Below are 20,721 nucleotides of genomic sequence, written 5' to 3'. Positions count from 1 at the left end.
CTCTCTGCTGGTGGTGCTGTGCTGGACGGTTGTGGACGGGACGGTTCTGGAGTGCACGCTTCTGGACCGCACGGCGGGTCACGGGAAGGGGTGCGGGGCCGGGTTGATGTCGTCCGGCCCCAGATCGTGCTCGCGCAGTCCCGCCTGACGCAGTGCGGTGCGCAGGCGGGGCATGGTGCGGGCGCGCTGCCGGGACCAGCCGAAGTCGATCGGCAGCAGCCCGGGGACGAGCACACTGACGGTGTGCAGCCCGAGCGTGCGCTGCTCGGGCATGGTCTGGTCGACCACCACCACGTCGAAGCCGGCTCCGGTCACCGCGTCGACACAGCGGCGCAGATCCTCGCGGAGGTCCCCGGCGGCCATCGCGCCGGAGGGGTCCGGCCAGCGCAACTCGCTCACCGCGCGCGGTGGTTCGGGCGCGACACCGCGACGATGCGGGCTGTCGAGGTTCAGCAGGAAGCCTGCGTGCTCGCCCATCTCCGGCACGCCGTACACCAGGGGATGGTCATGCAGCGCCGTCACCAGGTCGAAGTCCGCGGCCATGGCGCGCAGCCGGGGCCCGTCGCGCTCGGTACGCTCCCGCAGGTTCACGGCGTCGGTCGCGATCTCGCAGAGCGCCGAGTCGAACGCGGACTCGGGGTCGAGCCCGGCGCCCGCGCCGAAGCACATCCGGCCGGGACCGCCGTCGAAGCGCTCGGCCACGGCGGTGACCACCGGGACCGGGAAGGTGATCCGGGTGTCGAAGAACCGCGCCCGGTAGCCGTACATCGCCAGCCGGTCGACCATGTGCCGGGTGGAGTCGCGGGTGCTGGTGGCCGGGTCGATCTCGGGCAGCGGCTGCTGCCCGTACCAGGAGAGCAGGAAGGCGTCGCGCTCGATGACCTCCATCAGCCCGAAGTAGATCGCCTCTTCCAGACAGCCCCCGGAGGCGCAGCCGTTGGAGCTCTCCTGCACGAACCGGTTCTCCAGGCCGGGCGCGTGATAGTACGTCAGCACCTCGGGGACCAGTCTCGGCTGCTCGTCACGCAGGGAGTAGCCCCATACCCAGGGGATCTCCCGGTCGGCCGCGAACGGGCGGACCCGTGGGTTGGCGCGGTAGAAGTCCGGCGCGTACAGGCCCACGTCACGGGGGTCGACGGCATCGGCACCGAACTCTTCGAGGCTTCCGGTGACGCTGGTGATCCGGGAGCGCGCCCGCATCCCGGCGTAACGCTCCATGCCTTCGAGCACACCGATCCGGTTGCTGTGGCCGAAGGAGTCGGCGTGGCCGCCCCAGAACGTCTCGCGCAGATACTCGCCGGAACGCATCGAGAAACAGCCGATGGTCGCGGAGGTGGAGGTGGAGGAGACGTCATGGACCACGGACGGCCCGAGCGCGCCGCACACCGGGTTGGCGAACGCGGCGACGTCGATGTCGTACGCCTCGATGGGCCGCAGCCGGAAGGAGCCGGGACGGTGCTTGGGGGCGGGGCGCAGGGTGATCCGGGCGTCGTCGGCGGTGTCGGTACGGGGTGTGGAACAGCGCGGGCATTCGGGGTCGGGGACCAGCGGGTAGTGGCGGACGGTCAGGGTCCGCAGATCCACCAGCCTGATCTCGGGGAACGGGCCCGCGGGGACGGGTGGCCGCTCGCACAGTGCGGTGACGAGCGCCGCGACGGCGTCCGCCGCGAACGGTGTGGCGTAGGGCCACTCGCCCGCCGCCCGGGTCTCCCCGCCCAGTTCGAGGGCGTCGCGCAGGGCCACCGACCGCACGGCCTGCCAGCGGCGGGCCAGACAGTGGGAGCAGGCCGGGGCCGGCGCGCCGTCGGCACCGGGCAGGGGCCCGATGACGGCGTGCGCGCCGTACAGCCGCACCGGGACGGATGTGTCGCGGTACGCGGTGACGTCCCGCCCGGTCGTCTCCCGCTCGACAGCGTCCCGGTCAGCGGCGTCCCTTTCGGGGGCGCCCTTTTCGAGGGCGTCCCTTTCGAGGGCGTCCTTTCCGGCGGCGAACGCGTCGTGCGTACCGAGCGCGCCGATACTCACCTCAGGTCCGCCGAGCCGCCCCAGGGCCTGCCGCAGCAGTCCCTCCGCCGGGCGGACATCGAGAGTGCTAAGCCCCACGGGTTGCCTCCGTGGTGAGGAACACGCGGGCGGTGCTGATGCCCGCGCCGGCCAGGTCCGCGGAGCTCGTGTCCACCATCAGGGCGTCGCGTCCCGCCGTACGGAGCCGGTCCAGCACCTCGGACCAGTCGGTCACCGCCCGGGAGACGACGGCTTCGGTGCCCTCGGTGTCCGCGGCATGGATCGTCGTCGCGTCGAGGTCACGCAGCAGCGGGTCGCCGAGATCGAACGGCGCGGCCGTCTCCTCCCGGCCCAGCTGCACCTGTCCCAGCAGATCGCGCAGCGCGGCGACCGCGGCGCCCCGGGCGCCGGTGTCGCTGCCGACCGCCCAGTGTCCGGCTCCCCGGGCGAGCAGCACATGCACCCCGGAGCGGTCGCCCTCGCCCAGGTCGAGCAGGTCCACCTCGATGTCGAGGATGGCCGCCGACCGGATGAGGAAGGTGAGTTCGGCATCGGCCCCCTCCCCCTCCGCGAGCGGCTTCAGCGGCACCCTGCTCGCCGTACCGCCCCGCAGCGTGCGGCACAGCGCGTCATGGGCGAAGGCGGAGAGCAGTCCGTCGGCGGCGGCGTCCGCCACCGTGGCTCCCACGCCGGTTCCGGCGCGCGTCGGGTCGAACAGCCGGTCGGCGTTGTGCGGGCCGAAGGTGCGAACCGCCGCGGCCGGGACGAGAATCCGCTCCTTGGTGAGCAGCGAGACGGCCCGGGTCCAGGCCGTCACCCGCTCACCGCCGGCGCCCGTGCCCGTACCCGCACCGCCGAAGAGGGTCAGCGCGGCGGGCCCCAGAGCGCGCACGCTCGTGCCGGCCTCCTCGACCTGACGAGCCGTCAGAATGCCGGTGGTGGGCACGACATGCTCCGCGTACACGCCGGCCGCCGCGTTCAGCGCCCGCAGCCGGGCGCCCGCGACATGGTGCACGTCGAAGGCGGCGACTCGGCGCGAGGCGCCGTGGCCGGTGCCGAACTCGACGAGGGTCGCCTTGAGCGGTATCTGCGTGAGGGGCTCGTCCGCGAAGCGGCCGAAGACTCCGGCGCGCGGCCGGACCAGGACCGAGCGGCGGTTCAACTCCTCCACCAGGGCGTCGGCCTCCCGGGCCGTGTCGACCGTCGGCATCGGCGGGGTGGCGCTCCCCACCGTCGTGAGGTCCACGGGGAGATCGAGCGGGAGATCCGCGCCGGCCGGTGCGTCGTCCTGCGCCGCCCCGGCACAGAACGGGCAGCGCGGGTGCGGCAGCAGGGGTTCGGCCGTGACATCGAGGGACTTCATGTCCTGGATGATCAGCCGGCCGGCGGTCTCGGCGGGCAGCGCGCCGGTGGTGATACGGAAGATCTCGTAACCGAGCAGATTGCCGATCATCGCCGCAAGGGGGCGGCTGGGGAGCTCACCGGCCGGTACGGTCCCGGGCAGGGCCAGAGCGCTCCAGATGTCCGCGGCGGCCGCGGCCCCGTCGTGGGAACCGATCCGCAGCACCGCGCAGGACCAGCAGCCGGCCGTGTCGGACGTCATCAGCGGTCCCACCACGGCGTGCTCGCCGTAGGACCAGGCCGGCAGGAGCGTACGGCCCTCGGGCACGCCGGCCCGCAGCAGCGGGAACAGCCGGCCCGGGGCCGCGGGGCCGCCGGTGACCACCACGAGGTCGTACGACGCGAGATCCGCCCAGCCGAGGGGCGCCAGGGGGTCGTCCGCCCCGATCCGCGGAAGGTCCACGGGGCAGCCGTCGGACGCCGCCTCCCGCGCCTCTGCCTCTATGGTCTCGATGTTCTCGGCTCCGAGTCCCGGCTGAAGACCGATGGTCGAGCAGCCGTTGCGGATCAGGCTGAGGACGCACCAACGGGCCACGAGGTCGTCGCCGAGCACGGCCACCCGTGCCGTACGGAAGCGGTGGAAGCGGCGCTCGGCGTCGTCGGAGTAGTGGTCGACGTAGGCGATCTGCGGCGCGAAGCGCCGGGCGATGTCGGGCGCTGTGTCGTGCGCCTCGCCCTCGGTCGTCGGGACCGGCCGGGCGAAGTCCCGTTCGTACAGGCTCTTCACCAACTCGCCGACCATGGAGCGCTGCTGGTCACCGAGGCCCTCGCAGATCTGGGAGACCGAGTGGTCGCCGGTGAGATGCGGGACGATCAGGGTGGCGAACCGGTAGGCGGACTTGGCGGTCAGCTGGAACCCGCCGTCGGCGTTGTGGAAGAGCACCCCCTCCGGTGTCTCGGTGAACAGCACGTCGCGACGGATGCGCGGGCGGGTCGAGGCAACGGTTTCGTAAGTCGCTGAGCCCATGAGAATGACACCCCTGGATGCTTGGTCAAGGTGGCTTGATCGTGGTGGAGTTCGGGCGTCGCCCGTCAGTGGCGTGCTGTCGCAGCCTGGCTGTGCTGGCTCTCACGCGCCTGCTGACGCGCGTAGATTTTCAGCAGTCGATGGATGCGGTACGGGCCAGGAGGCCCTTCTTCGAGCAACCCCGCGTCGGCGAGACGCTCCAACGCCTCTTCCGCCTCGGGTGAGTTGCCGAGCGCGTGCGAGGGGAGCAGCAGCCCCTCGTGGTCGCCGAGCCGGTGGAAGGCTTCCTGCCAGCGCGGCTCCAGCCGGCGCAGCGCACCGCCGAACACCTGCGGTACGGAGAGCCGGGGATCATCGGCGAGGGAGAGCCTGGCCGGCAGATCCTCCGCCAGCCAGGCGACACAGTCCTCGATGCGCAGCCCGGGGCGGGTGAGCAGCCGGGCGGCCGCGATCCGGAGACTGAGCGGGAAGTAGCCGCAGATACGGCCCAGTTCGGCCGCGGCTTCCGGTTCCGCCGCCACCCGGTCGGCGCCGAGTACGGCGGCCAGCAGTTGCCGGGATTCCGCCGGTTCCAGGGTGGACAGCCGGTGCACGCTGCCGCCGTGCGTGGCCATCAGTCCGGCGAGACCACGTCTGCTGGTGACGATCGCGGCGCTGCCCGCCGCGGCGGGCAGCAGCGGACGGACCTGGTCGGGGCTGGTCACATCGTCGAGCACGAGCAGCGTCGCACCATCGGCGGCTCCGGGCGGCGGCAGGTGCGTCAGCGCCTCGGCCGGGGTGACGGGGGAACCGTCCTCACGCGTCATGGCCAGGATGAACACGCCGCCGGGGAAGCTGTCCTGGGTGTCATGGGCGGCTTGCCGGGCCAGCGCCGTCTTTCCGATGCCCGGGGCTCCGGAGAGGACCACGACGGCTGTGTCCGGGGATCCCGCGGTGAGACGGGCGTTGATCGCCGCCCGTTCGGCGGTACGGCCGGTGAAGGACGGCACAGGCGGCACCGGCCGTACGGCGGGCGCGGGCGGTACGGGCGGCAGAGCCGATGCGGGCACGGTGGCCGGAGCCGGGGCGGCGATCGCCAGGGGTTCCGTGCGCGCCGCGAGCGGCGGCGCGCCGCCGCCGGGCAGGGGCGCCGTCCGGTCGAACCCCGGGTCCAGCGCCAGTGGGCCGAGGTCATCGCCGCGCAGGATCGACAGTTCGAGCCGCTGGAGCGACGGGCCGGGATCGATGCCCAGTTCTTCCTTCAGCCGGCCTTTCACACTGCGGTACTCCGAAAGCGCCTCCGACTGCCGGCCGGTGCGGTACAGCGCCTCGATGAGCTGTTCGGAGAACCGTTCGCGACCGGGGTGTCGGCGAGCGGCCTCCCAGAGGTCGACCAGTACCTGACGACATCGGCCCAGCGCGAGCTCGATGTCGCAGGCCCGTTCGAGCGTACGCAGCCGCTCCTCGGTCAGCCCGGGCACCTCGTCGCGGTGCAGCATCGGGGAGGGCACATTCGCCAGCAGGGGACCCTGCCAGAGCGTCAGCGCCTCCTTGAGCCGGTACAGCTCGCCCTCGGCGTCGCCCGCGTCGTCCGCCTCCCGTACGAGTGCGCGGAACCGCACCAGGTCGAGCGTGTCGGCGTCGGCGTTCATGCGGTAACCACCGGGCACCGCCTCGATGACATTGCCGGTGACTCCGTACTTGGCGAAGATCCGGCGCAGTCGCAGGACACAGCTCTGGAGCGCGGCCCTGGCCGTGGCCGGCTGGTCGTCGTCCCAGAGGGCGCGCAGCAGATAGCCGGTGGACACGACGGATCCGGGGTGAAGGAGGAGAGCCGCCAGCAGACTGGACGGTTTGGACGGTTTAAGAACAACAACGTCATGACCCTCGGCAATACTCAAAGGGCCCAAAAGCTGAAAACGCACGCGACCTCTGCCCCCCGAATCAGTACTCGCGTCCGCGATGCATGAAAGTGCCGAATCCGGGGCACCCCACAACATCGGGACATTCGTGGACGGAAATGCTGCGCTCTTTTCTTTGGTACAGACCTCTGCCAGGCCCCACTGATTTCCTACTCCCCCGTAGCCACGCTGCTGATCTGGTTCACCGCCACGGACGAGGGCCAGCTCAACGGAGTGATACGTACCGCTGCTCCAAAGGAAATTAACATTGCTTTACCAACGGATGAATAGATCGACGGAACGCGTACGGCTGTTTCCAAAACAATACCGGCGACCAGAACTTGTTGGGCATCCTAGTAACTCCCCCATGGAAAGTCGACCCTCCGGTCCCGCGGCATTCCCGAACGGCGAACCAACCCGGAAAGAAGCACTTATTGAGTGTGAATACGGCTCGCCGTCGCGAATACAGACAAAGGGGAGGTCCCGCGGAGCGCGCTCCGCGGGACCTCCCTCGCACCGGCCGTCGGGGTCAGCCCGCCGGGCCCGCGTGCGCCGCCTCCGTCGTGTACTCCGCCTCCGTCGTGTACTCCGCCTCCGTCAGGACGACCGTGACCCCGCGGGCGCGCAGCCCCTCGACGACGCGGGGGTCCGCTCCGGCGTCGGTCACCAGCGTCCAGTCGGGCCGGAGCGGGGTCCAGGTGTGGAACGGCCGGCGGCCCAGCTTCGCGGCGTGGGCCAGGACGTACACCCGGTCGGCGCGCCGGGCCATGAGCTCCTTGAGGCGCGTCTGGCGCAGATCGGCCTCGCAGATGCCGTACTCGGGCGAGACGCCGTCCGTGCCCAGGAAGAGCCGGTCGAACGTGAGCCGTTCCAGGGCCGCTTCGGTGAGCGGTCCGACGAACCCCTGGCTCAGTGGGCGCAATGTGCCGCCCAGGCACTCGACATGGACCGACTCGACATCCGCCAGCTCCTGAAGGGCCGTCAGACCCGTGGTGGCGACGGTGACATCCTTCGCCGTGCGCAGTTCGTGCGCGAGCGCGCCGACGGTGGATCCCGCGTCCAGCAGCAGCGACTCCCCGGGCCGAACCTCCGCCGCGGCCCACCGCGCGATCGCCCGCTTGGCCTCGAACGCCTCGCCCGTGCGCTGCCGCAGCGACGCCTCGGGGTGGGCGGCCAGCGCCATGGCACCGCCGTAGGTACGGGCGAGCTGTCCGTCCGAGGTCAGCTTCGCGAGATCGCGCCGGATGGTGGAGGCTGTGACCCCGAACAACTGGGACAGCTCCTCCACACTGGCCAGCCCCGTGGTCGTGGCGAGATGGACGATTCGATCGCGCCGGGCCTTCGATCCGATCGCAGACATCAGTCTTCTGTCCTCCGGTGCGGACGATCGGGGGTCAACGGGCCGCGGTGGTGGACATCTCGGCGGCCTGGCGCAGCGCCTCGACCATGCTACCGGCCTCGGCCCGGCCGGTACCCGCGATGTCGAAGGCGGTGCCGTGGTCGACGGAGGTACGGATGACCGGCAGTCCCACGGTCAGGTTGACACCGGCTTCGATGCCCATGACCTTGACGGGGCCATGGCCCTGGTCGTGGTACATGGCGACGATCAGGTCGTAGTCGCCGCGCGAGGCGAGGAAGAAGGCGGTGTCGGCGGGGAGCGGTCCGACGGCGTCGATGCCGTCGGCGCGCAGCACCTCGATGGCCGGGACGATCTTCTCCTCCTCCTCGCCGTAGCCGAACAGGCCGTTCTCGCCCGCGTGCGGGTTGATGCCGCAGACCCCGATGACGGGCTTCGCGACACCGGCCCGCACCATCGCCTCGTGGCCACGGCGCACGGTCCGCTCGACGAGTCCGGGTTCGATCCGGCGTACGGCGTCGATCAGCCCGATGTGGGTGGTGACATGAATGACCTTCACCTTGGGCGTGGACAGCATCATCGACACCTCCTCGACCCCGGTGAGATCAGCGAGGAGTTCGGTGTGTCCGGGGTAGAGATGGCCGCCCGCGTGCAGGGCCTCCTTGTTGAGCGGGGCGGTACAGATGCCCTGGACGTCACCGCGCAGGGCGAGTTCGGCGGCGACCCGTACGTACTGGTACGCGGCGTCGCCCGCGACGGCGGACAGCCGGCCCCAGGGCAGGTCGGCGGGGAGCAGTCCGAGATCGATGACATGGATGCGGCCGGGGCAGGACACGGCGTCGGCCGGGGTCTCGACGGAGACGATCTCGCAGGTGACACCGAGGATCCGGGCCGCCTGGCGCAGGCGTTCGGCATCGCCGATGACAACGGGTCGGCAGCGGCGCACGGTGTCGGCGTGGAGCAGCGCGGGGACGATCACCTCGGGGCCGATGCCGGCGCCGTCTCCCATGGTGACCGCGATGACCGGGAGCGGTGTACCGGCCGTCTCCGTCAGCGCGGTGGCCTCCACGGGGGCGGTCGTCGGGGCTGCGTTCACTGGACTTCTCCTTGTGGTGCGGATGACACGGACGATGGGGGGACGGACGCGGCGGACGCCCCGCCAACTACGGCGTGGTGATCGCCCGGTACGGCAGAGTGATCGCCCGGTACGGCGGGGTGACCCGGCCGCAGGGCGTGGGCGATCCGCAGCAGGGACCCGGGGTCGCCGTAGCTGCCGGGGCGGGTGACGACCCGGCGGCCGTCGTCGGTGCGGCAGTGCACGGCTCCGTGGTGGATCTGTCCCACCGGGTGGAGCCGGGTGACACCGAGCGCGTCCAGGACGTGCCGCGCGGTCTCGCCCCCGGTGAGGACGAGATCGACGGGGTGGGGCACGGCGGCGACGGCACGGGCGAGCCCCGCCACCACGCGACGGGCGGAACCGGCGAGGATCCCGGGCGAGTTGTCGACGCTGACGACCGTAATACCGTCCGCGTCGACGGGAAAGGAGAGCGGCGGGCCCGGCTCGGCGAGCAGGGCGGCGGGAAGTGCGGTGTGCCGGGCCCCGGCCCCGGTGAGTTGCGCGATCTGCGCAACGGCGGTGGGTTCCGCGGTGCCGACCACGACGAGCAATGGACGAAGCGGCCGAAGGGGGCCGCGCGGTGACGGTATGTCAGCGCCGCCGAGCACCCGGCCGAGTGCGGCGGCGAGTCCGCCGGTTCCCATGAGCCGTATGTCCGGTCCGAGCGGCAGCGCGGCGGCGACGACCGCGTCGAGGTCCGCGTCCGTCTCGGCGTCGGGGACCGGCCACAGCCCGGCCGCCACGAGGTCGCGGAGCCGGCCGGTGAGTTCGCGCCGGGAGGAGCGTACGGCGTCCAGTGGTACGACAGCCGTTCGCGGGTCGCCGAGGGCGGCGGCCACCGAGGTCGGTGCGGGCAGCGACTCGGCGCGCCAGGCGTCGGTGGCGTGCAGCGGGGTGCCCCGCAGATGGACGACGCCGTCGCGGACGGTGCGCCCGGCCACCGGCAGGGCGGAGGCGATCACGAGCCCGCCCGCACCCTCCGCGTAGGCGGCGGCCTCGGCGGCGAGGTTGCCGCGCAGCAGGGAGTCCGTCTTCTTGATGAGTACGGTGCCGACGCCGGCGCCGCGCACGGCCTCGCGCACGATACGGGCGGCCTCGGCGGCGGGCAGCCGGCGGGTATCGAGATCGAGGACCAGTGCCTCCCCCGGGGCGGGGAGGTCCACGGGCGCCGGCCCCAGGTCGATCCGGCCGGGGAGGCGCAGCGCCGCCGCCGTCTCGGCGGCGCCGGACAGATCGTCCGCGAGGGCGAGCACGCGGCACGGTTCACGTCCGCCTCGGGGGTTGCTGACCACGGATACCTCCTCCGGGCGGCCCGGACAGGCTGCCTCGGTGCCTGATGATGACATACGTTGCGCGAAGTGCGCGAGACCCCTTGCGCGAAACACGCAACCATGCCACCTTGTGCGGCGCGACACCTGTCGCCGCCGGACAGACCGGACTCCGGGAACACGCCCCGGCGCCCGCCGGGCCCGGCATCGACAGCTTGAGCCGGTCGCCTCCCAGCACCCGAGAAGGTCGACGATGACCCCTACTCCTCAGAGCGCTCCTCCCGACGCTCCCCCGCGTGAGTCCTCGCCCGAGCCCGCACGTGAGAGCTTCGGCCGCCGTACCCTGCTGCGCTGGGGCGCCGCCGGTGGCGCGGGCGTGGCCCTCGGCCCGCTGGCCGCCTGCGCGGGTCCGACCGGGGCCCCCGGCCCCGGCACCCTCACCCTCGGTCTGAACCGCTCCCTGGTGAGCCTGGACAACAAGCTCAACCAGTTCGACGCCGCTGTCACCGTGCAGCGCGCGGTGCGGCAGGCGCTCACCCGTATCGGGCCGGGAATGAAGCCGCGGCTGATCCTCGCCGACCGGTTCGAGATGGCCGAACCCACCGCCTGGAGCGTGCGGCTGCGCGACGGTGTGTGCTACTCCGACGGCAGCCCCGTCACCGTCGAGGACGTCGCCACGGCTCTCCGGATGTACGGCAAGGTCAACGGTTCCTTCCTGCTCGGTCTCTTCCCCGAGCTGCCCACCGTCGAGAAGACCGGCCCCCGCACCTTCCTGCTGCACACCCGCGAGCCCGTGCCGGTGCTCGACCGGCTGATGGCCAGCATCCACATCACCCCCGCCGCCGCGAACCGCCCCGAGGAACTGCGTGGCGGTCTCGGCTCCGGCCCGTACCGCGTGCTCAAGGCCAACGCGGGCGCCGGCGAGTACACGCTGGGGCGCAATCCCGCCTACTGGGGCGCCCGGCCGCGGATCGAGACCGTACGGGTCCGGTTCGTACCTGAGGAGTCCAGCCGGGTCGTCGCGCTGCGCAGTGGTGAACTCGATGTCGTCGACACCCTCACCCCGGACTCCGCCGAGCAGCTCACCGGCCTGCCCGGCGTCCAGGTCGAGGAGACCTCGGGCGTCCGGATGTGTCAGCTCTTCTACAACTTCCGCAAGCCCGAGGGCACCGCGCTCGCCGATCCCCGGGTGCGGCGCGCGCTGACCTACGCCATCGACGGCGACGCGCTGGTCGACGACGTGCTCAACGGCTCCGCCGAGGAGGCAGGCGGTGTGGTGCCGCTCGCCCTCGAAGGCGCGGTACGCACCGGCTCGTACGCGTACGACCCCGGTAAGGCACGCGCGCTGCTGAGGTCGCTGGGCGCGACGGATCTGCGGATCAGGATCATCTGGGAGTCGGGGGAGTTCGCCGCCGACACCTCCGTGATGGAAGCCGTCCTGGACATGCTCAAGGCGGTCGGTGTACGCGCCACGCTCCAGCAGTTCGAGCCGGGCGGCGACATCCTCACCTGGCGTCAGGGCCGGGCCGGCGACTGGGATGTCATCGGCAACGGCTACGGCAGCCCGACCGGCCAGGCCCTCACCACCCTCCAGGGCATGTACGGGGGCACGGCGGCGAAGGAACGTACCCGGGACGCCTTCATGGGGTACGTGATCCCGCACGTGGAGCGGCAGCTCACCGCCGCCTCCACCGAGGTGGACGACGCCGAGCGCACCAAGCGGCTGGCCGCGGTGCAGCAGGCCATCTGGGACACCTGGCCCAGCCTGTGGGCCTTCGCGCCCAAGACACTGCTCGCCCGCAGGACCCGCGTCCGGGGCATGTCGCTGCTCCCGATCAACTCCTATGACCTGTCCGCCGTACGGCTGGAGGGCTGAGCAGTGCCGACGTATCTCGCCAAACGGCTCGGCCAGAGCCTGCTGACCGTCTTCCTCACCCTGACCACCGTCTTCCTGCTGGTACGTCTCGCCCCCGGGGACCCGGCCGCCGCCTACGCGGGCCCCACCGCGACCACCGCCGATCTCGCCCGTATCCGCGCCCAGTTCGGCCTGGACCAGCCGCTGCTCACGCAGTACGGCATCTTCCTGCGCGATCTGCTCACCGGAGACCTCGGCACCAGCTACTCCTTCCACGCCCCGGCCCTCGACGTGGTCCTCGACCGGATGCCGTACACCATCACGCTGGCCGTCTCCGCGATCACCGTCACCGCCGTGGTCGCCGTACCACTGGGTGTGTGGATGGCGCGCCGCGCCGACTCGAAGCGTGAGCTGGGCGTGAATGTGCTCACCATCACCGGTCAGTCCATGCCCGACTTCTGGACCGGCGTGATGCTGCTGACCGTCTTCGCGGTGCTCCTTCCCGTGCTGCCCGCCTCCGGATTCACCTCCTGGAGCGGACTCGTCCTGCCGACGGTCACCGTGGCCATCCTGCAACTCGCCCTGATCTCACGGCTGGTACGGCGCGAGATGACCACCGCGCTCGGCTCCCCGTATCTCACCGTCGCCCGCTCGCGCGGCTTCTCCGAGCGCGCCCTCACCTGGCGCTACGCCCTCGCCAACTCGGGGGTGCCACTGCTCACCGCCATCGGCACACGGTTCGCGGCGCTGCTCAACGGCGTCGTCGTGGTGGAGGTCGTCTTCGGCTGGCCCGGCGTCGGCTCGCTCGTCGTCCGTGCGCTGGAGACCCGGGACTATCCGCTGATCCAGGCCACCGTGCTGGTCACCGCGACCCTCGCGATCCTCGTCCAACTCCTCGTCGACCTCGCCTACCCGCTGCTCGATCCGCGGGTACGCCTCGGAAAGGCGGCCTGAGACATGACCACCGCCCCGCGTACCGCCGCTTCCCCGGGCGCCGCGCCCGCCGGCGCCGCCACCTCCGGCACCCGGCCGAGCTCCGTCACCGCCCGCGATCTCGCCCGTGCCACCGCCACCCGGCAGCGGCGTGGCGCCCGCTTCAAACTGCGGGCGGGGGCCGTCTGCACCGCGCTCGTGGTACTGCCGGTCGCCCTCGCGGGTCTGCTGCCGCTGCCCGGCGCCGACGCACAGGATCTGTCCCGGCGCCGGCTTCCCCCGCTCAGTGAGGGGCATCTGTTCGGCACCGACCAACTCGGCCGCGATCTGCTCTCCCGTGTGCTGCACGGCGGGCAGGTGTCGCTCACGGTCGGCATCCTCGCCGTCCTCGTCTCGGGACTGATCGGTGTCGCGGCGGGCTCCGCGGCCGGATTCTTCGGCGGCTGGGTCGACGCGGTCGTCTCCCGGCTGCTGGAGGCCCAGCTCGCGCTGCCCCTGCTGATGATGCTGCTGCTCGTGGTCGCCCTGTTCGGCCCGTCCGTCACCGTCATCACCTGTGTGATCGCGGTCGCGCAGTGGCCCGAGGTCGCGCGGCTCACCCGCTCCCTCGTCCTGGTGGAACGGGAGAAACCGTATGTCGCGGCGGCCCGGGTCCTCGGACTGCGCGGCTGGTCGGTCCTCGGCCGGCATGTCATCCCCAATGTCATCCGTCCGGCGAGCCTGGTGGTCCTGCTGCTGCTCGCCCAGGCCGTCCTGCTGGAGAGCGCGCTGAGCTTCCTCGGCGCCGGGCCCCAGCGGCCCTTCGCGACCTGGGGCCGGATCATCTCCGACGGCCAGGACTACATCACCACCTCCTGGTGGCTGGTCACCCTGCCGGGTCTGGTCATCGCCCTGCTGGTGGTCGGCGTCAACCTGCTCGGCGACGGGCTGCGCGACCGTACGCCCACGACGAAGCCGCCGCGCGGAGCGCGTGTGCCGCGTGGTACGCGCGCCGGGCGCGTCAAGAAGGGAGCCTGAGCCATGACAGATGTTCCGCCGAAGGCCGCTTCGCCGACGGATGGGCCCTTGCTGGACGTCGAGGACCTGGGGATCGAGCTCATCACCGCGCACGGAGTGGTCCGCGCCGTGGACGGGGTGAGCTTCACCGTCGGCCGGGGCGAGACCGTGACCCTCATCGGCGAGTCCGGATCCGGCAAGTCCACCACCGCCATGGGCGTGCTGCGGCTGCTGCCCGAGGGGCTGGCGGTGCTGTCGGGCAGCGTCCGGATCGCCGGACGCGATGTCCTCGCCGACCCGAACGCGGCCCGCGACGTGCGCGGACGCACCGTCTCGCTGATCCCCCAGGACCCGATGACGGCCCTCAGCCCGGTCCATACGATCGGCCGGCAGCTCGGCGACGCGCTGCGGCTGCGGCACCCCGGACTGTCCCGCGCCGCGATCAGGGAGCGGGGCACGGATCTGCTGACCCAGGTCCGTATCCCCCGGCCCCAGACGCGCTGGAAGGCGTATCCGCACCAGTTCTCCGGCGGCATGCTGCAACGCATGCTGATCGCCGTCGCGCTCGCCGGGGAACCGGAGCTGCTGATCGCCGACGAGCCCACCTCCGCGCTGGACGCCACGGTGCAGGCGAGCGTTCTCGATCTGCTGATGGAACTACAGGAACAGGAGTCCCTCGGGATGCTGATGATCACGCATGATCTGGGGGTGGCCCGGGTCGTCTCCGACCGTATCCATGTCATGAGGGAGGGCAGATTCGTGGAGTCGGGATCCGCCGCGCAGATCGTGGACCGGCCGGCCGCGCCGTACACCCGCGATCTGCTCGCCGCCGTGCCCCGGCTCGGTGCCTGGGACGAGGACTCCCCCGCGCCGGCCACGACGCCGGGAGCGCGGACATGACTCCTGCCCGGACCACCGGCGCCGGTCCGTTGCTGAGCGTCGAGGACCTCGTGGTCGAATACCCCACCGCGCGGGGCCCGTTCCGCGCGGTCGACCGGGTGAGCTTCCGGCTGGAGCGCGGCGCCTCGCTCGCGGTCGTCGGCGAGTCGGGGTGCGGCAAGTCCACCCTCGCGCGCGCCCTCGTACGGCTGCTGAAGCCCGCCTCGGGCCGGATCGTGCTCGACGGTACGGATATCGCCGGGCTGCCCGAGCGGCGGCTGCGTCCGCTGCGGCGGCGCGTGCAGATGGTCTTCCAGGATCCGTACGGTTCGCTCGACCCGCATCTGACCGCCCAGCAGATCGTGGCCGAGCCACTGCGCCTCTCGGGCGTCGGCGACAGGGCGGAGCGCGCGCGGCGCGCGGCCGAGCTGATCGACCGCGTCGGACTGCCGGCCACCGCCCTGCACCGGCGGCCGCCCGAGTTCTCCGGGGGTCAGCGTCAGCGCATCGGGATCGCCCGCGCGCTCGCCTCCCGGCCCGAACTGCTGGTGTGCGACGAGGCGACGTCCGCGCTCGATGTCTCCGTACAGGCGCAGGTGCTTGAGCTGCTGCGCGAACTCCAGGCGGAGACCGGTATCGCCTATCTCGTCATCGCGCACAACCTCGGGGTGGTGCGCGAGATCAGCACCGATGTGCTGGTGATGAACGCGGGCCGGATCGTGGAGAGCGGCCCGACCGGCGCCGTACTCGCCGCACCGGCCGAGCCCTACACCCGGGCGCTGCGCCGCGCCGCCCTCGATCCCACGGCGATCCAGGGCGTGAAACCCCGCGGGCTGCTCAGCGCCGCGGCCGACGGCGACACGACTGGCTCAGCCACCCGGACAGTCATCCACCCGGCCACCCACGCATCGGAAGGCATCCACCCGTGACCACCGGCATCTCCCTGCCGCAGCTCCCCGTCCCGCTGTCCCGGCTCGTCCTGGGCACCATGACCTTCGGCGACACCGTCGACCGCGCGGGCGCCGCCGCCATGCTCGACACCGCGCTCGACGCGGGCATCACCGGCGTCGACACCGCCAACGGCTACGCGGGTGGCGAGAGCGAACGAATCCTCGCCACGCTGCTGCCGGGCCGTCGCGACCGGATCGTGCTGGCCACCAAGGCCGGTATCCCCCACCCCGACCAGGGCGAGCACGCCCCGCTCTCCGCCGCCGGGATGCGCGCCGCGCTGGAGGGCAGCCTCACACGGCTGGGCACCGACCGGGTCGATCTCTTCTATCTGCACCAGCCGGACCGCGCGACACCGCTCGCGGAGACCCTCGCGGCCGTCGCCGAGTTCGTCGCCGAGGGAAAGATCCTCGCGCTGGGAGTCTCGAACCACGCGGCCTGGCAGATCGCCGAACTCGTCCGTACGGGGGCTGACGTGGGTGCGCCGCGCCCCGTGATCGCCCAGCAGTTGCACAATCTGCTCGCGCGCCGACTGGAGGAGGAGTACGTGGAGTACGCGGCCGTCACAGGGCTGCACACCATGGTCTACAACCCGCTCGGCGGCGGCCTTCTGACCGGGCGTCATACGTTCGGGCAGACCCCGGAATCAGGCCGGTTCGGGGACTCCAAGCTGGCCTCGATGTACCGGCGGCGCTACTGGGACGAGCGGCTGTTCGCCGCGGTCGGTCAGCTCACCGGGATCGCCGAGGAGGCCGGGATCGCCCTCACCGAACTGGCGCTGCGCTGGCTGCTCGAGAGGCCCTCCACCGACGCGCTGCTGCTCGGCGGCTCACGCACCGAGCAGCTACGGGCCAATATCGCCGCCGCGGGGGCCGGTCCGCTGCCCGCCGGGGTGAGCGCCGCCTGCGACGAGGTCGGCGCCCGGCTGCGGGGCCCGATGCCCGCGTACAACCGCTGACCCCGGCCCGCCGGCGCCGGCCCCGCCCCGCCCGTCCCCCGCACCCCTGACCCGGCCCACCCCCGGACCGGCCATCCCGCCCCACCTCGAAGGGACCTCCATGACCCGCCCCCCGTCCGGTACGCCCGCCGCCTTCGCCACCGCTCTGCGCGCCCGCGAACAGCTCATCGGCTACTGGTCCGTCCTCGACTCCCCCGTCTCCACCGAGCGCATCGCACGCCTCGGCTACGACTACGTGGCGCTGGACGCCCAGCACGGTCTGATCGAGTACGCGGGGCTGCTCGCCTCCCTCACCGCCATCGACACCAAGGGGAGCACCGCCGTCGGTCTGGTGCGCACCGAGGCCAACGACCCGGCGCCGATCGGCCGCGCGCTGGACGCGGGGGCGGCCGGGGTCATCGTCCCGCTCATCGACACCGCCCAGGACGCCGCCGACGCGGTGGCCGCCGTACGCTACCCGCCGCTCGGCCGCCGCTCCTACGGCCCGATGCGCTCCGGGCTGCGGATCGGGCCCGACCCGGCCGAGGCACATGAGCAGACCGTCGTGCTCGCGATGATCGAGACGGCGGACGGCCTCGCCAATGTCGCGGAGATCTGCGCGACCGATGGACTCGACGGTGTCTATGTCGGCCCGTCCGATCTGCGGATCGCCCTGGGTGGCGCCACCTCCACCGACCCCGCCGTCGCCGACCGGTTCGAGGCCGCGCTCGTCACCGTACGCGAGACGGCGGCCGCCGCCGGAATCGCCGCCGGTATCCACAACGCGGACGGCGCCAGCGCGGCGCGGCGGCTGGCGGAGGGCTTCACCTTCGCCACCGTCTCCAGTGATCTGGCCCATCTGGAACAGATCGCGGGCAGCCACCTCGCCGCCGCCCGTGGCCCCGAAGAGGCCCGGTGACCATGACGAACCCGGTCGCCGACGGTGTCCTGCGCCCTCATCCCGGCGAACCGGGCCGTACCGAAGCCTCGTTGGCCGCGCCCGCCGCGCAGAACCACGCCGCGAATCTGACCGTGCTGCCCGGCGGGGATCTGGGCTGCGTCTGGTTCGCCGGTACGCAGGAGGGCGTCGCGGACATCTCCGTCTGGTTCTCCCGGCTCACCCCGGAGGCCGGGGGCTGGTCCGCGCCGGTCCGGCTCTCCGACGACGCCACCCGCTCCGAGCAGAACCCCGTACTGTTCCCGGCGCCCTCCGGCGAGCTGTGGCTGCTGCACACCGCGCAGCGGGCGGGCCACCAGGACACGGCGGAGGTACGACGGCGGATCAGCCGGGACAACGGCGTGACCTGGGGCCCCTCGCGGGTCCTGTTCCCCGCCACGTCCGGGGGCGGGGTCTTCGTACGGCAGCCGGTGGCCGTACTGCCGTCGGGGCGCTGGCTGTTGCCGGTGTTCCGCTGTGTCAGCACGCCGGGCGAGCGGTGGACGGGCGGCCGGGACACCAGCTCGGTCATGGTCAGCGACGACGCGGGCGCGACCTGGGACGAACGGCCGGTGCCCGGCTCCACCGGACTGGTGCACATGAACATCCACGCGCTGCCGGACGGCTCGGCGCTCGCGCTGTTCCGCAGCCGACGGGCGGATCATGTCCACCGCTGCCGGTCGCGGGACGACGGGGAGACCTGGACGGCGCCGGAGCCGCTGGCCGTCCCCAACAACAACTCCTCGCTCCAGTACGTCCCGCTGGGCGACGGCCGGCTCGCCCTCGTGCACAACCACAGCAGCGCCGCCGATGCCACCGAACGGCGGATCTCGCTATACGACGAGATCGACGACGACGGTGTGCGCGACACCGCGCCGATGGACGACACCAAAACGGGCAGCACGCCCTCGTTGTCGGCCGACACCGCCTTCTGGGGCGCTCCGCGCGCCCCGCTCACCCTCTCGTTCTCGTCGGACGGCGGGCGTTCCTGGCCGGTGCGCCACGATCTGGAGACGGGTGACGGCTACTGCCTCACCAACAACTCCCGTGACGGCCTCAACCGCGAACTGTCCTATCCGTCCATCGCCCGGTCCCCCGACGGGACACTGCACATCGCCTTCACGCACCATCGCCGTGTCATCAAGTACCTGCGTCTGAGCCCCGCTTGGGCGCGCGGCGAGGGGTGGACGGCCGGCAGGGTATGAGCCACTGAGGTCCCCACGTCTCACCAAGATCTGGTACGACTCACCCGGCACGGACAACCGTTGAGCCATTGGTGGCCTGTCGCGGACGGGCGGGAATACCGCGGCCGGCTGTGCGGCTGGGATCGGCATGAGCACTCTTGGACTGATCGGCAGTGGACACATCGGCAGCACCCTCGCGAGGCTCGGCGCCGCGGCCGGGCTGGATGTGGTCCTCAGCAACTCACGCGGGCCGGAGACCCTGGCCGAGCTGGTGGCGGAGCTGGGACCGCGGGCGCGGGCCGCGACGCCCGCGGAGGCCGCGGCGGCCGGGGACTGGGTCGTGGTGACCGTCCCCCTGAAGAACTACCGCCAGGTGCCGGTGGCACCCCTGGCGGGGAAGGTCGTTCTCGACACCAACAACTACTACCCCGAGCGCGACGGGCGGATCGCCGAGCTGGACGCGGAGGAGACCACCACCAGCGAACTCCTCCAGCGGCATCTGCCGGACGCCCAGGTCATCAAGGCGTTCAACAACATCTTCTTCAAGCATCTGGCCGCACTCGCCCGGCCCACGGGCGCGGCCGACCGCTCGGCCCTCCCGATCGCCGGTGACGACCCCGAGGCGAAGGCATCCGCGACCCGGCTGCTCGATCTCCTCGGGTTCGACGCCGTCGACGCGGGGACCCTCGCCGACAGCTGGCGCTTCCAGCGCGACACCCCGGCGTATGTCGTGCCGTACGCGCAGAACCCGCAGGGTCTCGGCATCAACGCCGACGACCCGGGCAGCAGCGCGGACGCCGCGACGCTCCGCACGGCCCTGGCCGCCGCGACCCGCGGCTGATCCCCTCGCGCCGGCCCGGGGTCCGCTACCGCGCGTCCGGCATCCGTATGACCGCCGTCCCGCCGTCCAGATCCACCGTGGTCCGGTGCGGCGGGGCGCCGTCCTCCTCGTCGGCCCTGAGCAGCAGCGAGGACTGCCGCTCCTTCAGTTCGTGCTGCTTGCCCGGCGAGAAACTCGCGTGCAGCTGCTCGAACCCGGTGGCCGAGATCTGTCCCTGTCGCGCGCTGTTGCGCCAGGGCAGCAGGCCCGCGCGCCCCGCGCGCAGCAGCGACTGGTCGATGAAGGCCACCAAGGTCAGCACGATGACCAGCCCGGGAAGCGTCATGAACACCACTGACTCCATCGCTCCATTGTGCGGGTCACCTCGATCGCCGGGAACCAGCCGGGCGCGATGGCCGACTACTGACACGAAAGCGACTACCAGCGCTCATGTCAGGGGCCGGTGAGGCTCCGGAGGAGGACAGCCGGTTTGCAGTGGTACGAGGACGACTCCCTCTGGTCCGACTTCGCGCCCACGATGTTCTCTCCCGGCCGCGCCGAGCAGGCCGCCGATCTCGTGGCGAGTTCACCGCTCCTCGACTTCCCGCCCGGATCCCGGGTGCTCGATCTGTGTTGTGGTCCTGGGCTGTTCCTGGTGCCGCTGGCGCGGCGCGGCTTCACGGTCACCGGTGTCGATCTCAGTCCTTCGATGCTGGAACGGGCCCGGGCCGCCTGCGCGGAGGCCGGCGCGGACGTGCGGCTGGTGCGGGCGGACATGCTCGACTTCGTGGAGCCCGGCTCCTTCGACGCCGTACTGAACGTCTTCACCTCCTTCGGCTACTTCGACGATCCCGACGACAATCTGCGGGTTCTGCGCAACGCCCGCGAATCCCTCGCCCCCGGCGGCCGGCTCGTGGTCGATGTGATGGGCAAGGAGGTGCTGGCCGGCTGGATCGGGCGGCCCCAGGCGGTGGATCTGCCCGACGGCTCCTATGTGGTGCAGCGCGATGTGGTGCTCGACAGCTGGCGCCGGCTGCGCACCGACTGGACGCTGGTACGCGGCACCTCGGCCCGTACGGCGTCGCTCACCTCTTTTCTCTACAGCGCCGCCGAGTTGCACGATCTCTTCGTGGCGGCCGGATTCACGGAGGTCGAGTGCTTCGGGGGCTTCGACGGCGGTGTCTATGACCAGCACTCCCGCCGGCTGATCGTCAGGGGGGTACGGAAGTGACGGACGT

Annotated in this window: 17 protein-coding genes; 10 read left to right on the top strand and 7 right to left on the bottom strand. The window is 72.0% G+C overall.

What is annotated here, in order from left to right; translation table 11 throughout:
• Positions 1 to 78: 78 nt before the first annotated feature.
• From ABTZ59_RS19770 to ABTZ59_RS19745, 6 genes are all read right to left on the bottom strand, one after another.
• A complete protein-coding gene (locus ABTZ59_RS19770) occupies positions 79 to 2,103 on the bottom strand; it encodes a TOMM precursor leader peptide-binding protein (protein ID WP_503003168.1) in 2,025 nt (674 codons plus the stop codon).
• The gene (locus ABTZ59_RS19765; RefSeq protein ID WP_351403624.1) at positions 2,093 to 4,372 is read right to left on the bottom strand and encodes a TOMM precursor leader peptide-binding protein; all 2,280 of its coding nucleotides are present in this window, start codon (positions 4,370 to 4,372) and stop codon (positions 2,093 to 2,095) included. Before ABTZ59_RS19765 ends, ABTZ59_RS19770 begins: the two co-directional genes overlap by 11 nt.
• A 65-nt stretch (positions 4,373 to 4,437) precedes the next feature.
• Positions 4,438 to 6,276 carry an AfsR/SARP family transcriptional regulator gene (locus tag ABTZ59_RS19760; protein ID WP_351403616.1) on the bottom strand — a complete coding sequence of 613 codons (1,839 nt, stop codon included), beginning with the start codon at positions 6,274 to 6,276 and terminating at the stop codon, positions 4,438 to 4,440.
• Between the two features lie 505 nt (positions 6,277 to 6,781).
• Entirely contained in the window at positions 6,782 to 7,612 is an 831-nt protein-coding gene (locus tag ABTZ59_RS19755) for a DeoR/GlpR family DNA-binding transcription regulator (RefSeq protein WP_351403609.1), read from the bottom strand.
• A 34-nt stretch (positions 7,613 to 7,646) separates the two neighbouring features.
• On the bottom strand, positions 7,647 to 8,705 hold the full coding sequence (gene pdxA, locus ABTZ59_RS19750; protein ID WP_351403604.1) for a 4-hydroxythreonine-4-phosphate dehydrogenase PdxA: 1,059 nt from the start codon (positions 8,703 to 8,705) through the stop codon (positions 7,647 to 7,649).
• Complete coding sequence (locus ABTZ59_RS19745) at positions 8,702 to 10,018, bottom strand: four-carbon acid sugar kinase family protein (RefSeq protein WP_351403595.1); 1,317 nt, start codon at positions 10,016 to 10,018, stop codon at positions 8,702 to 8,704. The genes pdxA and ABTZ59_RS19745 overlap by 4 nt, the downstream gene beginning before the upstream one ends.
• Before the next feature lie 229 nt (positions 10,019 to 10,247).
• Here ABTZ59_RS19745 and ABTZ59_RS19740 point away from each other — a divergent pair, with 229 nt between their 5' ends.
• From ABTZ59_RS19740 to ABTZ59_RS19700, 9 genes are all read left to right on the top strand, one after another.
• Positions 10,248 to 11,870, top strand: coding sequence for an ABC transporter substrate-binding protein (locus ABTZ59_RS19740; protein WP_351403583.1), 1,623 nt, complete (start codon positions 10,248 to 10,250; stop codon positions 11,868 to 11,870).
• A gap of 3 nt (positions 11,871 to 11,873) precedes the next feature.
• On the top strand, positions 11,874 to 12,803 hold the full coding sequence (locus ABTZ59_RS19735) for an ABC transporter permease (RefSeq protein WP_351403564.1): 930 nt from the start codon (positions 11,874 to 11,876) through the stop codon (positions 12,801 to 12,803).
• 3 nt (positions 12,804 to 12,806) lie between these two features.
• Positions 12,807 to 13,799 carry an ABC transporter permease gene (locus ABTZ59_RS19730; RefSeq protein WP_351403556.1) on the top strand — a complete coding sequence of 331 codons (993 nt, stop codon included), beginning with the start codon at positions 12,807 to 12,809 and terminating at the stop codon, positions 13,797 to 13,799.
• Positions 13,800 to 13,802: 3 nt separating this feature from the next.
• Positions 13,803 to 14,678, top strand: a complete 876-nt coding sequence (locus tag ABTZ59_RS19725; RefSeq protein ID WP_351403546.1) for an ABC transporter ATP-binding protein — start codon at positions 13,803 to 13,805, stop codon at positions 14,676 to 14,678.
• The gene (locus ABTZ59_RS19720) at positions 14,675 to 15,586 is read left to right on the top strand and encodes an ATP-binding cassette domain-containing protein (RefSeq protein WP_351403536.1); all 912 of its coding nucleotides are present in this window, start codon (positions 14,675 to 14,677) and stop codon (positions 15,584 to 15,586) included. Before ABTZ59_RS19725 ends, ABTZ59_RS19720 begins: the two co-directional genes overlap by 4 nt.
• Positions 15,583 to 16,563: an aldo/keto reductase gene (locus tag ABTZ59_RS19715; protein ID WP_351403527.1), complete on the top strand. Its 981-nt coding sequence runs from the start codon at positions 15,583 to 15,585 to the stop codon at positions 16,561 to 16,563. Before ABTZ59_RS19720 ends, ABTZ59_RS19715 begins: the two co-directional genes overlap by 4 nt.
• Positions 16,564 to 16,663: 100 nt before the next feature.
• On the top strand, positions 16,664 to 17,461 hold the full coding sequence (locus ABTZ59_RS19710; protein WP_351403520.1) for an HpcH/HpaI aldolase family protein: 798 nt from the start codon (positions 16,664 to 16,666) through the stop codon (positions 17,459 to 17,461).
• Between the two features lie 2 nt (positions 17,462 to 17,463).
• A complete protein-coding gene (locus tag ABTZ59_RS19705; protein WP_351403847.1) occupies positions 17,464 to 18,684 on the top strand; it encodes a sialidase family protein in 1,221 nt (406 codons plus the stop codon).
• Positions 18,685 to 18,811: 127 nt separating this feature from the next.
• Positions 18,812 to 19,504 (top strand): NADPH-dependent F420 reductase, encoded by a 693-nt coding sequence (locus tag ABTZ59_RS19700; protein ID WP_351403511.1) that lies wholly within the window; start codon positions 18,812 to 18,814, stop codon positions 19,502 to 19,504.
• Between the two features lie 25 nt (positions 19,505 to 19,529).
• On the opposite strand, the gene ABTZ59_RS19695 is transcribed toward ABTZ59_RS19700, so the two are convergent.
• Positions 19,530 to 19,847, bottom strand: a complete 318-nt coding sequence (locus ABTZ59_RS19695) for a DUF6191 domain-containing protein (protein ID WP_351403504.1) — start codon at positions 19,845 to 19,847, stop codon at positions 19,530 to 19,532.
• Between the two features lie 126 nt (positions 19,848 to 19,973).
• On the opposite strand from ABTZ59_RS19695, the gene ABTZ59_RS19690 reads away from it, so the two are divergent.
• Entirely contained in the window at positions 19,974 to 20,714 is a 741-nt protein-coding gene (locus ABTZ59_RS19690; protein ID WP_351403498.1) for a class I SAM-dependent methyltransferase, read from the top strand.
• Positions 20,715 to 20,721 lie beyond the last annotated feature (7 nt).

It is taken from the genome of Streptomyces sp. NPDC094034 (assembly GCF_040303865.1).
Classification (GTDB): domain Bacteria; phylum Actinomycetota; class Actinomycetes; order Streptomycetales; family Streptomycetaceae; genus Streptomyces.
This window is presented reverse-complemented; position numbering and strand designations above follow the sequence as displayed.